Origin of the sequence: Pseudoalteromonas sp. 1CM17D, from assembly GCF_023161805.1 — a bacterium.
GTDB classification, from domain to species: Bacteria; Pseudomonadota; Gammaproteobacteria; order Enterobacterales; family Alteromonadaceae; genus Pseudoalteromonas; species Pseudoalteromonas atlantica.
The window spans coordinates 157,367-172,230 of sequence record NZ_JALNTP010000002.1 but is presented as its reverse complement, the minus strand read 5'-3'; the positions used below and the strand labels follow the sequence as shown (position 1 = coordinate 172,230).

Sequence of the window (14,864 nt, the reverse complement as noted above, 5' to 3'; positions counted from 1 at the left end):
TGCATGCAGTGTGTATATTTGGGTTTAGGTGCCAACCTAAACTCACCCAAAGAGCAGCTTGATAACGCCGTTTGTGCGCTTAAAAAGCTGCCTCATTGTGAATTTATAAGTGTATCGCATTACTATGCAAGCAAACCAATGGGCCCACAAGATCAACCCGACTATGTAAATGCCGTCGCGTGTATTAAAACCGCGCTTGAACCTGAGCAATTACTTGATTTAACTCAAGCCATAGAGCTTGAACATGGGCGGGTAAGAAAAGCCGAACGTTGGGGGCCGCGTACGCTCGATATAGATACCTTACTGTTTGGTCAGCAAGTGATTAATACCCAGCGCTTAACTGTGCCACATTATGGCCTGTGCGAACGTGAGTTTGTAGTTTACCCTTTACTTGAGCTTGCCCCAGAACTGATTTTACCAAGCGGCATTGCATTAAAAACCATTGCGCAAGACTTACCGCTCAACGACTTACAACAATTACCTCTGTAATTAACCAAGGCTTATGCCTGCGAGGATATTATGTCTAAAATAACCGTTTCTACTTTAAATAAAATGAAAGCAGAAAATAACAAAATCACCGCATTAACCGCTTACGATGCCAGTTTTGCTAAGTTATTTCATGATAACGGTGTGGACGTTATTTTAGTTGGCGATTCTTTGGGCATGGTGCTGCAAGGTGGCGACGATACCCTAGGCGTAACCAATCAAGATATAGCCTATCATACCCGCTGTGTACGCGGTGGCAGCCGTGAGCTTTTTGTAATAGCCGATATGCCCTTTATGAGCTATTCAAACGTTAGCGACACCTGTAAAAATGCAGCAGAGTTAATGCGTTCAGGCGCTAATATGGTAAAACTTGAAGGCGGTGAATGGCTTTACGACAGCATTAAAAGTTTAACGCAGCAAGGTATTCCTGTTTGCGGCCATTTAGGATTAACGCCGCAATCAGTACACGTATTTGGTGGCTTTAAAATTCAAGGCCGCGAAGACGACAAAGCGCAAAAAATGATTGATGATGCAAAAGCCCTAGAAGCCGCAGGTGCCCAATTATTAGTGCTTGAGTGTATCCCAAGTGTTCTCGCTAAACGCATTACCGATGCCGTCACCATTCCTACCATAGGTATTGGCGCAGGTAATGTAACGGATGGCCAAATACTGGTAATGCACGACTTAGTCGGTATTTCGGCAGGATACATTCCTAAATTTTCTAAAAACTTTTTACTGGAAACTGGCAACATGCCAGATGCAGTTAAAAAATATTGTACAGACGTTAAAAGTGGCGCATTTCCAAGCGCCGAACATGAGTTTAAATAATGCAGTCAATTACTGAAATTAAATCATTACGTAGTCAAATTAAAGCTTGGCGCCAAGCAGGTTTAAGCGTGGCTTTAGTGCCAACCATGGGCAACTTGCACCGCGGCCACTTTTCATTGGTTGAAAAAGCAAAAACAATGGCCGATAAGGTGGTTGTGAGTATTTTTGTCAACCCAATGCAATTTGGTGCCAACGAAGATTTAGATAGCTACCCGCGTACATTAAACGAAGACAAACAAGGCTTAGCCGACTTAAACACCGATATAGTGTTTACCCCAAGCGTAGACACCATTTACCCAAATGGGCTTGGTGAGCAAAGCTTTGTAGATGTACCAGGAGTATCTATGGGGTATTGTGGCGGCACGCGCCCAGGACACTTTAGAGGCGTTGCCACGGTAGTGACTAAGTTATTTAATTTAGTACAACCAGATTATGCATGCTTTGGCGAAAAAGACTTTCAGCAGCTGCAAGTGATTAAAACCATGGTACGCGATTTATCAATTCCGGTTGAAATTGTTGGTGTACCGACCATGCGCGAAGTTTCAGGCTTAGCTATGAGCTCGCGAAATGGCTATTTATCTGCAGAGCAAAAAGCCACGGCTACCGCATTATTTAAAACACTAAACACTTGCGCTGAGCAGCTCAAAGCAGGTAATACCGATTACAAAGCACTTGAGCAAAGCGCACAGCTTAGTTTAGAGCAAGCCGGCTTAAAGCCTGATTATTTTGAGATAGCTCAACGAGATACATTAAAAGCTGCTACACTTGATGATACACAACTTGTTATTTTAGCTGCCGCCTTTTTAGGCAATGTTAGATTAATCGACAACTTACAAGTTGAGATTTAACAAAAGCGCAGTTCAACGTTAAGGATAAGCATGCAAACATTTATTAAAACGAGTGCCCTCGCCCTTTCATTTTCATTGTTAGCAGCTTGCCAAAATCAAGTGAAAAACCCTGAGTTAAACCAATGCGCACAACAAAACTATCAGTGCGAAAATAGTTGCGATCAGCAATCGATTGACAAAGGGTTAAAACAGCAAGTGTGCTCTGCCAAATGTGTAGAGAGCTATAATCAGTGTAAAGCACAAGCGCAAAAGCTGACTGATCTGTAATCGCTTTTAGTAAGTTAGTCTGTTTTACGCTTTAAAGTTTTACACACAAAAAAACCGCTCATTGAGCGGTTTTTTTATTGGTTGGGCTTAAATTATAAACCTAACTTTTTAAGCTCTGCTTCTACTAACTTAGCAGATAGTGGTACGTAACCATCTTTTTCAACGATTTTTTGACCGTCTTTAGAAAGTACCATTTTTAAGAACTCAGCTTCAATTGGTGAAAGCGGCTTATTAGGGTGCTTGTTCACGTAAACGTATAAGAAACGAGAAAGTGGGTATTTACCTTTAGCAACATTATCAAGCGTTGCATCTACGTAGTTAGTGCCTTTTTTAGATAAAGGAACCGTACGTACACCCGACGTTTTGTAACCAATGCCTGAGTAACCAATCGCGTTTAATGAAGATGAGATTGACTGTACAACAGAGGCTGAACCTGGTTGCTCATTTACGTTGTTACGGAAGTCACCTTTACACAGTGCTTTCTTTTTAAAGTAACCGTAAGTACCTGATACAGAGTTACGTCCGTATAATTGAATGTCTTTTGCAGCCCAGTCGCCCGTTAGGCCAACATCGCTCCAGCGGTTAACTTGCTCAGACGCACCACATTTACGAGTAGATGAAAAAATAGCATCTACTTGGTCAATACGTAAGCCTTCAATTGGGTTATCTTTGTGTACAAATACCGCTAATGCATCAATCGCTACACGCACTTCTGTAGGCTTGTAACCGTAGCGTTTTTCAAACGCTTCGATTTCTTTTGATTTCATTTTACGGCTCATAGGACCCATGTTAGAGGTGCCTTCGGTAAGCGCTGGTGGAGCAGTAGACGAACCTGCCGCTTGAATTTGAATATTTACATTTGGGTAAATACGTTTGTACTCTTCAGCCCAAAAAGTCATCATGTTAGCTAAAGTATCAGAGCCTACAGATGAAAAGTTACCTGAAACGCCGTTAATTTTTTGATATTCAGGAATTGCGTCGTCAAGAGCAACAGCCTGTGCAGATACTAATGTTGTAACAGCCACACCCATTGCGGCAACTAAGTTTTTAAATTTCATGTGGGGTTCTCCGATTTGTTCGTCCCATTTCCTAACTGTCGTCTACTGTAAAGTGAGTAGATGACAGTTACATTACTCTTAAATGACACTTTTATGACTTTGCTTTTTATTGCCTTTAACTTGCCAAGTTAACAAGCTTATCCTTTGAAAAGTCGAAAGAAAAACACGAGCCTTTACCAAGCTCACTGCTTATATTTAATTTACTATCGTGACGTGTAAGCACATGTTTAGTAATTGCTAAGCCTAAACCTGAGCCACCGGTTGTGCGGCTCCTTGCTTTATCTACGCGGTAAAAGCGCTCAGTTAAACGATTTATATGCTCTGGTGCAATACCATCGCCATTATCATTTACACTAAAGTGCGCAAGCCCCTCTTTACGCTGCCAGGTAACAACAATTTTTCCGCCCGCTTTAGTGTAATGTATAGCGTTAAACACTAAATTAGAAAACGCACTGCGTAGCTCATCTTCAGAGCCTTTAATATCAAGCTCATTATCTATATCAAAAATAAGCTCGTGGCCTTTATCTTGGTTTATAGACTGCGCTTCGGTTTTAATGTAGTTGAGCATTTGCGGCACATTAATGGCTTTGTCGTTGTCTTGCCTGCGCGCCCCTTCAATACGCGAAAGAGATAAAAGCTGATTAACTAAGCTGTCCATACGCTTACATTGCTCAAGCATGGTATTTTGCGCTTTATTCCACATTGCAGGCGGTGGCATCATATCGCCATCCATCATTTCAAGGTAACCAGTAACAACCGTAAGCGGCGTACGCAGCTCATGCGACACATTGGCAACAAAGTCTTTGCGCATTTGCTCTAGCTGCTTTAGGCGTGTTACATCACGTACTACCACCATAAGCTGCGTGTTGGCATACGGCATTACCCTAAATTCAAGCACTTGGTCAACAATATGCCCGTTATCAAGCTCTAATGGCTCTTCAAATTCACCGCGCAGCATGTACTTGGCAAATTTAGGTTCGCGTATTAGGTTATCTAGGCGCTGACCATGATCGGTCGGCCATTGTAGCCCCAATACTTTAAGTGCAAGTTGGTTACACCAAACAATGCTTAAATCACTTTGCAACACCACTACGGCATCGGGTACGGCTTCAGCTCCATCGCGAAAGCGACGAATTAAATCGGCCAGTTCATTGCGTTTTTTACGATTACGATGCTGTAAATGATAAATGCCTTCAAATACTTGTTCCCACGCACCCTCGCCCTCTGGTGGGTTAAAGCTACGTTGATTTAAAAGCCAATCGCTTAAGCGATAAAGTTGATGATAATGCCAGACTAAAAGAGAAGAAGTGCCTAAAAATAAAAGCAAAAAAGGTGCACCAATAAGCACACCAACTAATAACAGGGGTAAAAAATAGATAAACAGACGTTTTACTAACGCCTGTTTATTAATAACTCGATACATACACTCACTTTACCTTTGAGTAGTAATTTATGCGTACTCACACCCTAGCTGCGGTACCTTATAATTTACTAGAAAAACGATAACCTGCACCACGTACTGTTTGTACTAAGCGATCATGCCCCAGCGGTGCAATCGCTTTGCGTAAACGACGTATGTGCACATCAACTGTACGGTCTTCTACGTACACATTAGTTCCCCAAACATGATCAAGCAGTTGCTCACGGCTATAAACACGCTCTGGGTGAGTCATAAAAAAATGTAATAATCTAAATTCGGTTGGGCCCATATCAAGCTCGCTCCCCTCAGAGGTAACGCGGTGCGATATTGGGTCTAAACGCAAGCCATGTACTTCTATGGCTTCTTCTAATGAGGTAGGCGATACACGGCGAATAACCGCTTTAATACGAGCCATTAACTCTTTAGGAGAAAAAGGTTTAGTGACGTAGTCATCTGCCCCCACTTCTAGGCCGCGTACTTTGTCTTCTTCTTCGCCGCGGGCTGTAAGCATAATGATTGGAATTTGGCGTGTGTATTCACTTTGCTTAAATTGCTTAGCAATTTGAATACCGCTACCGCCTGGTAGCATCCAATCGAGTAAAACCATATCTGGGTATGGTTCAACCATAGCTGCAATTGCAGAATCGTAATCTTCTGCTTCAATTGCTTGAAATCCATTTTGCTCTAAAACAAAAACTAACATCTCTCTGATAGGAGCTTCATCATCTACGACTAGTACTTTACGTGACATTCCAAATTATCTCTTACGCTATCGAATTAGTTTTCATTATTATGACTAAGTATGACATTTTTATGAAAGTGTAACGTGTAAATTAAAATCCTGGTAAAAAAAACACAAAATAGTGACAAAAAACCTCATTAACGTCATATTTTTAAAACTATTTTGCAAATTACGGTTAATCAAAACATATTTACAAAAAGATGACAGTTTTATTTCTGAGTAGATATTCATGGCGGGATCATTACTTTACTAACACAGTAAAAAAACCAGATACGAAACTGAGTTTGCACTGGAAGATGTCATTACGTGGTTAAAAATAGATCTGTTTTTTACTAAGCAGCCTATAAAAAGATCAGATTTTTACTAAGCCGATCGGGTTTGGGATCACGGTTATACTTAGTCAAACAACTAAGCATCTGATCTATTGTACAAATAAAAAACGATCTGATTGATTGAGCGCCTAACGTGGCGTAAATTTATGCGCCTAGTTGGTAAATAAATGATCCGAATGCGGGGCGGTTAGTAAATCAGTGATCCCATTTTATTAAGTTGGTACAACAGTGATCCCAGTGCTTTGCGGTATAAAAAAACCAGCTAGATTACGCCAGCTGGTTTTTATAACGCTATTTATTAATCAAAGATCATTATTTAATTTGTGGGTCTAACTCACCACTTAAATATTTAAGGTGCATGTCATCAAGTGAAATTGGCTTAATTTTACCTGCTTGACCAGCTGTACCAAACGCGTTGTAACGCGCAACACAAATCTCTGTCATTGCTTTAGTTGCTTCTGCTAGGTATTTACGCGGATCGAAGTTAGATGGGTTAAGCGCCATATGACGGCGAATAGCACCGGTAGAAGCCAGGCGTAAATCGGTATCAATATTTACTTTACGTACACCGTATTTGATCCCTTCTACAATTTGCTCAACAGGTACACCGTACGTTTCAGGAATTTCGCCACCGTATTGATTTATGATCTCTAACCATTCTTGTGGTACAGACGACGATCCGTGCATTACTAAGTGCGTGTTCGGGATACGTGCGTGAATTTCTTTAATACGATCAATCGCTAAAATGTCATCTGTGGGTGGGCGCGTAAATTTGTACGCACCGTGCGATGTTCCACAAGCAATTGCCAAGGCATCAACATGGGTTTTATTTACAAAATCAGCGGCTTCTTCTGGGTCGGTAAGCATTTGATCAGTAGTTAGTTTACCTTCTGCGCCTACACCATCTTCTTCGCCCGCTTCACCGGTTTCAAGTGAGCCAAGTACACCTAGCTCGCCCTCTACCGATACGCCACAAGCATGTGCCATAGCCACGGTTTCGCGTGTTACTTCTACATTATATTCGTAGCTTGATGGGGTTTTTCCGTCAGTCATTAATGAGCCATCCATCATAACTGATGAAAAGCCAAGTTGAATTGAGCGTTGGCAAACACCGGGTGAGGTACCGTGATCTTGGTGCATTACTACTGGAATGTGCGGCCATTCTTCAACGGCTGCTAAAATCATGTGGCGGATAAATGGAGCACCAGCATAAGCACGTGCGCCTGCTGATCCTTGAACAATTACTGGGCTGTTTGTTTTATCAGCCGCTTCCATTATTGCGCGCATTTGCTCTTGGTTATTCACGTTAAAGGCTGGAACGCCGTAACCGTGTTCAGCTGCATGATCTAAAAGTTGTCGCATACTGATTAAAGCCATTGGGTATTCTCCAATTTATCGACAGCAGTCTCCTGCCATCTAGTTTGAACGGATATGTTAGTTTGACGCAATCACTGCGCCACAAAATAAAGCAATTTACACTGCTTAGTTTTGTCTTAATTAACTATTAAATAAGGGTGAGAGGTATTTAATAATTAATCGTTGGTGAGGGTTTCCCCTCACCTAATGCGGCTAAAAATTTATTATTTAGCGCGCGACTCTAGCATTTCTACTGCTGGAAGTTTTTTGCCTTCTAAAAACTCTAAGAACGCACCACCACCGGTAGAAATGTAAGATACTTTATCGGCAATGCCGTATTTATCAATTGCCGCTAAAGTGTCACCACCGCCTGCAATCGAAAACGCATTAGAGTTAGCAATTGCCTGGGCAATAGCACGTGTACCATTACCAAACTGATCAAACTCAAATACGCCAACTGGGCCATTCCATACAACAGTACCGGCGTTTGCAATAATTTTTGCAAGCTGGCTGGCTGTATCAGGGCCAATATCAAAAATCATGTCATCGCTTGTTACTTCGCTTACATCTTTAAGCGTAGCGACTGCAGAGTCTGAAAATTCATTACCTACCACAACATCAGTCGGTACCGGAATTTCACCATCGTTTGCTTTAGCTGCTGCACATAAACGATTTGCTTCATCCATTAAATCAGCTTCATAAAGTGATTTACCAACCGGATGACCCGCAGCTGCAATAAAGGTATTAGCAATACCGCCACCTGTTACAAGCTGATCTACAATCGTTGAAAGCGAGTCTAAAACGGTTAATTTAGTTGATACTTTAGAACCACCTACAATGGCCACCAATGGGCGTGCTGGGTTATCTAGTGCTTTACCTAGTGCTTCAAGTTCTGCTGATAATAACGGGCCAGCACAGGCAACATCTGCAAATAAGCCAACGCCATGAGTAGACGCTTGTGCGCGGTGAGCGGTGCCAAATGCATCCATTACATACACATCACACAGTGCAGCAAGTTGTTTTGATAAGGCTTCGTCGTTTTTCTTCTCGCCTTTATTAAATCGTACGTTTTCAAATACAACCACTTCGTTATCGGCAACTTCAACGCCGTTTAAGTAGTCTTTTTCAAGGCGTACATTTTGCTCAAGTGCATCGTTTAGGTAATCGGCTACAGGGGCAAGTGAAAATTCGTCATCGTACTCGCCTTCCGTAGGGCGACCAAGGTGCGACATAACCATTACTTTAGCGCCTTTTTCAAGAGCTAGCTTAATAGTAGGCAGTGCAGCACGAATACGTGCATCTGAGGTCACTTTACCTGCTTTAACTGGTACATTTAAATCTTCACGAATTAATACGCGCTTGCCGTTTAAATCTAAATCTGCCATTTTTATGACCGACATAACATCTCCTTAGTTAACGATACTTGAACCTGAAAAATAAATTTTAAAATTATTATAAAATGCTTACTTAGCCATCATCGCACGTGCTGTATCTAGCATGCGATTGGCAAAACCCCATTCGTTATCACACCAAACAAGTAACTTTATCAGGCGTTTGTGACTAACACGTGTCTGCGTGCCATCAATAATACAAGAATGTGGGTCGTGATTAAAATCAACCGATACCAATGGCTCTTCGGTGTAACTTAAAATACCTTCTAAGCGGTCTTTTGCTTGGGCTTTAAGTGCCGTATTTACCGCCTTTAAATCTACATCGGCATTTACTGTAACACTTAAGTCCATTGCCGTTACGTTAATTGTCGGCACGCGAACCGCAATGGCTTCAAAGCGCCCTTCAAATTTGGGTAAAATGCGGTCTATTCCTCGTGCTAATTTTGTATCAACCGGAATAATAGACTGACTCGCAGCGCGGGTACGACGTAAATCATGATGGTACGCATCAATCACTTGCTGATCGTTCATCGACGCGTGAATAGTGGTAATAGCACCCGATTCAATGCCAAACGCATCATCTAGCACTTTAATAACAGGCACCACACAATTTGTAGTACACGAGCCGTTAGATACAATAGTGTGCTCGCGTTTGAGCTCATCGTCGTTAATGCCATACACAATGGTGGCATCTACATCGTTATCAGCTGGGTGCGAAAACAACACCTTTTTAGCACCCGCAGTAATGTGTAATTGTGCATGCTCGCGCGAGTGATAAACACCGGTACATTCAAGCACTACATCTACATCAAGGGTTTGCCAAGGTAATTCTACTGGGTTTTCTTCACAAAATAGTGCAATGGTATCGCCTGCAACGCTAATGGTGTCTTCACCAAGTTTTACAGGAAAAGAAAAACGACCGTGGGACGTGTCGTATTTTAATAAATGAGCAATAGCTTCAGGGTCAGCAAGTTCGTTAATCGCAACAATTTTTATCTCGTCGCTCAAACCTGACTCGTACAACGCGCGGACAATATTTCGACCAATACGACCAAAACCATTAATTGCAAGTTTGATTGCCATGAAATATAAAATCCACTCTCTTTACGTGCAGACAAAGGCATCGATGCCTTTTAGATGGCTGTATTGTAATCGACCTTGAACATTATTATAAGAGGGAGCGATTAGAAACTTTAAATTAACCCAAAAGTAGCTAATTTACTTGGCTACTTTTGGGCATAAAGCGAGCTTGCGTTATTGCTTACTGTAGTGCTTTTAAAGCATTAATTATATCTTGTGGTTCTGAGCGGGTGCGGTAATCAACATCAACATAGCGCCACGTCACTTTACCTTCGCTATCTAAAACAAACGTGGCAGGGATAGGTAAAATACTGCCGTTGCCGTTATTAAGCGACTCTAAATCAAGGCCGCGGTCTTCGCGCATATGATCTAATAAAAATGCAGGTACTTGCCACGCTACGCCATAGCTTGCTGCTACATCTGCATTTTGGTCACTCAGCACGACAAAATCCATATTACGTATGTCGTTTTCGCTCATTGAGCCATCGGGCGCTTGCGGGCTAATAGCCACCAGCTGTGCGCCTAATGCGTGAATTTCAGCTAGGCGTGACTGCAATGCTTTTAGCTGTAAATTACAATAAGGGCACCAACTACCACGATAAAAAGTTATAACCACAGGTCCTTTTGCAAGTAGCTCATCTAATAAAACTTGCTCAGCGTGTTGGTTCGGCAGTTCAAAGCGTGGGGCATTTTGATCTAAATTAAGTGCATTAGCCCCTTCTTGAAACGCTTTTGCCTGAGCAATGGTTTCATCAACGCCTTTCATAAAATCAGGATTACCTTTTCGCCCTGCTGCTACTTTTGCCTCGGTTTGTGCTTTTAACGTGTTGCTTTTATCGCTCATAGTATTGCTACCTTCAAATTAATCAAAAACATAAAGCTAGCTTACAGTACGAACATGTATTTGAAATGAAATTATTAATTTAATCAGTTATATCTAAATCAAACACCACATTTATGGATGATTTAAAGCTTATTGTTGCCTGTAAATCGTTACTACGTATTTGAGGAAAAGAATTATCATCTTGCTGCGCCCTGCGCATCTTGGTTATGGCTGTACTAAAACCACTGTCATAGTTGTTTTTAGTTGAGCGAATAGTGCGTACTTCACCTACTTTTGCATTGAATGAATCAGCAAGTAAATCCGCTTTTATTTTTGCATCTTCAATTGCTAACTGTGTGGCTTGCGCTTGTAATTGCTCAAATTTTGAAGATAAAAACGCAATATTTTGAATCGCATTTACTTCTTGGTTCAATAAAAAATCGGTTAAATCGCTCACACGCTCAATACTGTTTAGCGTTACTTCAAACGTTCTTATCGCTGCGTATTCGCTAAGGGCCTGATGCCCTGTTTCAATATAATCCATTCCTGTTTTTTCAATTTTAACGTTTGAGGCAACTACGTCATCGGCGCTTATTTCAAATTGATTGAGCCCATCTATTAATAACTTCACTTTATTCTCAAGCGCGTTATTGGCGGCATTCGGCTCATTTTTAACACTATTCACCTTAAATAGTATTTTAGCCATGTCAGGCTCAACTAATACCTCAGCAGTGCCTTGCACTGAGATATGACGATTGGCAGGTAAGCTTGAATTAGCACAAGCGATCACAGGGAATAAGGTTAGAAGAATAGTGGTAATGAGTTTCATAATTTGTCCTGAATAAGTGCCATGCTTGGTTATGCGTCCATACTAATAAATAGCAGCCAATCGTGTTTCAGCGAATGTTTAATTACTGTGTGCTTGATGCAGCTTTCGACTTTGGCTTAATCGTTTTTTCTTGGTGTAGATTAGGTATCAAAGCTGAAATATTTTCTTGTGAAATAATAAGTAACTCATCTTGTTTATTATCATAAACAAATAAATTCCGCATTGTTGAGGCTACTATTTGAACATTTTGAAGTTGAGTTACTTTACTCTGAGCAATTGGATAATTTAATGACAAGTGATAATTCATTGTTCTTTCATTTATTATATCTTTACTGTGTGAATGCGCCAACATAGTAGGGTATGTAGATATTATAAGTGCTAAAAATAACATTAATGAGTAACTAGGTTTTAATAAATAGAACGGGTAACCAAAGCCATAATAAAGTTTTTTTAACACGGTTGTTTTACTAGGATCTGGCATGTGTCCTGAGCGCCAATTTAAATAAATAGCTGTTAAAACGATGATCGTAGTATAAAGAGTAATAAGTAAAAAATTTGAAATCAGTGCCAGTAAAAAGTCACTTATTTCAATGAAATTGAATATATCAACCGAGAAGTTATTAAGTAAAACGTAAAGATACACAACGCCTGATAAACTACCCAGTAAGTAAAGAATAGTAAGAAACACACCAAAATTATTGTGAATGTACTTTTTAACTGCTTTAAGGTCATTGTTTAACTGGTTGTAATACTTACTGGCGGCTTCAATTACCATAATAAATCCTTTTAAAATTCTTATCTTAACAAAATAATTAGTAAATGCTGTAGCTTTGTTAAATTATTGACCTCAACTGCAACTCTTTCCCACGGTTTATTTGGTAGCACTGGGCTAGCAATAATTCGGCGGTGGCCTGTGCGTCTGTAAGTGCGTTATGGCAATGATAGCTTGGTAACTCATAACGTTTGCGACACGCACTTAGGGTTAAATCATCTTGTTTTATTTCTGCACCTTGGCAAATAAGGCGCTTTTTTTCTATGTGGAGGGTGTCGAGTATCAACTTAGGTTGTGCACTTATATTAGCGTTTTTAAGGGCTGCTTTTAAAAACCCCCAATCCAGTATGGCGTTATGAAAAACCAAAATATGGTCACTAAAATCACGGCTTAGCTGCGTTAATATAGTGTGCAGGCTTTGTCCTTTAGCAACGGTGTCGTCAATAATGCCGTGAAAAACAGGGCTTTGGTCTAAGCGTTTAACGTTTTTATTAATTAAATGCTGAGACTCACTCATTTTTATACATTGGTTATCTATTTTTACCCAGGCTACTGAGACAATTTCATGCTGGTTTACATCAAGCCCAGTAAGCTCTAAATCAATCACTAAATAGCGTTGCGTTAACGCATTTTGACTTAATAAATTACGCCTTTTTATATACCTACTGAGCCATTTTTTTACCACAGCGCTTACCTCTTATTACAAACTGCCACGGGCAAATTTAAACGCCGCGGCTTGCTGCGCTTGTTTTACTAAATAAAAAGCCTCTTTAAGCTGATGACGCTCTAATGAACTTAATTTATCGGGGTTTATGCAGTTACTTGGCAAACCTTCTTCGTTTATTTGCGTACTAAAACGCAACTGAGTTAAAAATCGCCAGCAATCTTTTAAATTATAAATATCGTCTTTATTTAGCAGTGAATGCTTAAGTAAAGCATCTAAGCGCTCTTGGGTATTGGCGCGTTTTATGCCTGCTTTTAACGCATATAAACGCACTATGTCGTTAATGATCACCACACCGCGTTTTTTTAAATCAATGTATTTATGATTATTATCATTTTTTTGCGTTTTAAGTTTATTAAACAAGCCAATAGGCACTGAGCTGGCTCTTATATCGGTTGCCATAGCAGCATAAAATAACTCATCGCGCGATATTCTGTTTAACTGCTCACAAAAGCCGCTGTATAGGGCATTGGAGCCTTCTATAAAGCGCAAATCAAAAAATATTTTGCAGTTAAGCATGGCGCTAGGCGTTGGGCTTTTTATCCATTTAAAAAAGCGCTCGCACCACTGGCTTACACTCATTCTGCACTCATCGCTGCTGGCCATAATATTCCCTGGGCAACGCCTAATGCCACATTCTACTAACTGCTCACATACAAACTCCCCCATGTGTTTAAAGTAAGCTTGGTGTTGCTCGCTTAAGTCATCTGGGAGTAATAAGCCGTTGTCTTGATCTGAATGTAGGGTTTGCTCTTCGCGTGCTTGCGAGCCAAAACATATAAAGCAAAAACTGGTGGGGGCTGCGCCATTTTCTTCTTGAAATAAATGAATAAGACGCGAAGTAAGTGCATCGGTTAAGCCGCTGAGCAATTTACCAATTAGCGATATGTCTTCTATGTTGTACGAAAAACTACGCAGTAACTCAGGGATTTCGCCTGCATAACGTTTTAAATCGGCAATGCTGTGAGCTTTATAAATACGGCCAATAAGCTGCACAGGGTCACTTTTTTGCTGGCGCAGTAAATCGGTACTGGTAAGCATACCCAAAGGCTTATGGTTTTCATCAAGTACAGGTAAATGATGAATATTGTATTTAAGCATTAAATGCAAAGCAGAAAACACCCGATTGTTTTCAAATATAAATTTAGGCTTTGCACTCATTATGCTGCTAACCGCATCTTGTGGATCGACTTCATCGGCCAGCACACGGTTGCGTAAATCGCGGTCGGTCACTACGCCAACTAAAATGGCGTGTTCGGTGATCATAATTGACGATACACCGTGTTTTTTCATTTTTTTAGCGGTTTGCCTAATACTGGCATCGGGGGCTAAGGTTATGGCGGTGCGGGTCATCAGCTCAGATATTCTGCGCTCAGACCAGCTATCGTTTTTACTTTTATAATGTGATGAAAGTAAACGATTGGCGTGCGCGCGTACAAAATACTGCTCAAACGGTTTGTATTGATGACGTAAAAAATCAAAATGCGTTTGCGCAAGCATATACACTATGCCCTCTTTTTGTACCTGTAACCTATTTTGAATCGCCTCTCCGGTTAACAAAGAAGGATAACCAAAGTAATCCCCCTGCGCTAAACGCTTCACTACATCACCTTTTGCATCCACTAGGTCGTATAAACCGGAGCGAATTAAAAAAAGCTTTGGGGTTTGCGTTTGCAGCCACTGCGCTTGGTTTTCTCGGGTTAAATAAACACTATCAATATGGCTTACAAAATACTCACACGCACTGTCATGTAGCATGCTAAATGGCGCCTGCATACACACAAACTGGGCAACTTCCTGCTGCTCTACACTCATTGCTGTACTCTTAAAAAGTATACACAAAACCTAATGTACTCATTATTTGAACAAATAAAAAGCCCGACTAAAGTCGGGCTTTTGGTGCTTTAT

General features: G+C 40.8%; 15 protein-coding genes. 4 read left to right on the top strand and 11 right to left on the bottom strand.

Translation table 11 applies throughout. From position 1 onward, the window contains the following. Nucleotides 1-3 precede the first annotated feature (3 nt). From folK to MSC25_RS04450, 4 genes are read left to right on the top strand one after another with little or no spacing between them, the layout of a single operon-like run. Entirely contained in the window at nucleotides 4-489 is a 486-nt protein-coding gene (gene folK, locus MSC25_RS04465; protein WP_029773910.1) for a 2-amino-4-hydroxy-6-hydroxymethyldihydropteridine diphosphokinase, read from the top strand. 30 nt (nucleotides 490-519) lie between these two features. Beyond that, entirely contained in the window at nucleotides 520-1,314 is a 795-nt protein-coding gene (gene panB / locus MSC25_RS04460) for a 3-methyl-2-oxobutanoate hydroxymethyltransferase (RefSeq protein WP_248442756.1), read from the top strand. Continuing rightward, nucleotides 1,314-2,162, top strand: a complete 849-nt coding sequence (gene panC / locus MSC25_RS04455) for a pantoate--beta-alanine ligase (RefSeq protein WP_248442755.1) — start codon at nucleotides 1,314-1,316, stop codon at nucleotides 2,160-2,162. The genes panB and panC overlap by 1 nt, the downstream gene beginning before the upstream one ends. A gap of 30 nt (nucleotides 2,163-2,192) precedes the next feature. Next, entirely contained in the window at nucleotides 2,193-2,429 is a 237-nt protein-coding gene (locus MSC25_RS04450; RefSeq protein WP_024033192.1) for a hypothetical protein, read from the top strand. Between the two features lie 92 nt (nucleotides 2,430-2,521). On the opposite strand, the gene MSC25_RS04445 is transcribed toward MSC25_RS04450, so the two are convergent. The 11 genes from MSC25_RS04445 to MSC25_RS04395 form a co-directional block, all read right to left on the bottom strand. Next, nucleotides 2,522-3,487, bottom strand: coding sequence for a phosphate ABC transporter substrate-binding protein PstS family protein (locus tag MSC25_RS04445; protein WP_004586085.1), 966 nt, complete (start codon nucleotides 3,485-3,487; stop codon nucleotides 2,522-2,524). 115 nt (nucleotides 3,488-3,602) lie between these two features. Continuing rightward, a complete protein-coding gene (gene phoR, locus MSC25_RS04440; protein WP_004586084.1) occupies nucleotides 3,603-4,910 on the bottom strand; it encodes a phosphate regulon sensor histidine kinase PhoR in 1,308 nt (435 codons plus the stop codon). 58 nt (nucleotides 4,911-4,968) lie between these two features. After that, nucleotides 4,969-5,658, bottom strand: coding sequence for a phosphate regulon transcriptional regulator PhoB (gene phoB / locus MSC25_RS04435; RefSeq protein WP_004586083.1), 690 nt, complete (start codon nucleotides 5,656-5,658; stop codon nucleotides 4,969-4,971). A 635-nt stretch (nucleotides 5,659-6,293) separates the two neighbouring features. Continuing rightward, entirely contained in the window at nucleotides 6,294-7,358 is a 1,065-nt protein-coding gene (fba, locus tag MSC25_RS04430) for a class II fructose-bisphosphate aldolase (protein ID WP_004586082.1), read from the bottom strand. A 203-nt stretch (nucleotides 7,359-7,561) separates the two neighbouring features. Continuing rightward, nucleotides 7,562-8,737, bottom strand: a complete 1,176-nt coding sequence (locus MSC25_RS04425) for a phosphoglycerate kinase (RefSeq protein ID WP_004586081.1) — start codon at nucleotides 8,735-8,737, stop codon at nucleotides 7,562-7,564. A 63-nt stretch (nucleotides 8,738-8,800) separates the two neighbouring features. Then, nucleotides 8,801-9,811, bottom strand: a complete 1,011-nt coding sequence (gene epd, locus MSC25_RS04420) for an erythrose-4-phosphate dehydrogenase (protein ID WP_004586080.1) — start codon at nucleotides 9,809-9,811, stop codon at nucleotides 8,801-8,803. A 178-nt stretch (nucleotides 9,812-9,989) separates the two neighbouring features. Next, the gene (locus tag MSC25_RS04415; protein WP_248442754.1) at nucleotides 9,990-10,652 is read right to left on the bottom strand and encodes a peroxiredoxin-like family protein; all 663 of its coding nucleotides are present in this window, start codon (nucleotides 10,650-10,652) and stop codon (nucleotides 9,990-9,992) included. 79 nt (nucleotides 10,653-10,731) lie between these two features. Beyond that, nucleotides 10,732-11,460: an SIMPL domain-containing protein gene (locus MSC25_RS04410; RefSeq protein ID WP_248442753.1), complete on the bottom strand. Its 729-nt coding sequence runs from the start codon at nucleotides 11,458-11,460 to the stop codon at nucleotides 10,732-10,734. A gap of 82 nt (nucleotides 11,461-11,542) precedes the next feature. Beyond that, nucleotides 11,543-12,235 (bottom strand): hypothetical protein, encoded by a 693-nt coding sequence (locus MSC25_RS04405; protein WP_029773917.1) that lies wholly within the window; start codon nucleotides 12,233-12,235, stop codon nucleotides 11,543-11,545. A 58-nt stretch (nucleotides 12,236-12,293) separates the two neighbouring features. Next, a complete protein-coding gene (locus tag MSC25_RS04400; protein WP_248442752.1) occupies nucleotides 12,294-12,917 on the bottom strand; it encodes a 3'-5' exonuclease in 624 nt (207 codons plus the stop codon). A gap of 15 nt (nucleotides 12,918-12,932) precedes the next feature. Continuing rightward, nucleotides 12,933-14,771, bottom strand: a complete 1,839-nt coding sequence (locus tag MSC25_RS04395; protein WP_004586076.1) for a DUF294 nucleotidyltransferase-like domain-containing protein — start codon at nucleotides 14,769-14,771, stop codon at nucleotides 12,933-12,935. Nucleotides 14,772-14,864 lie beyond the last annotated feature (93 nt).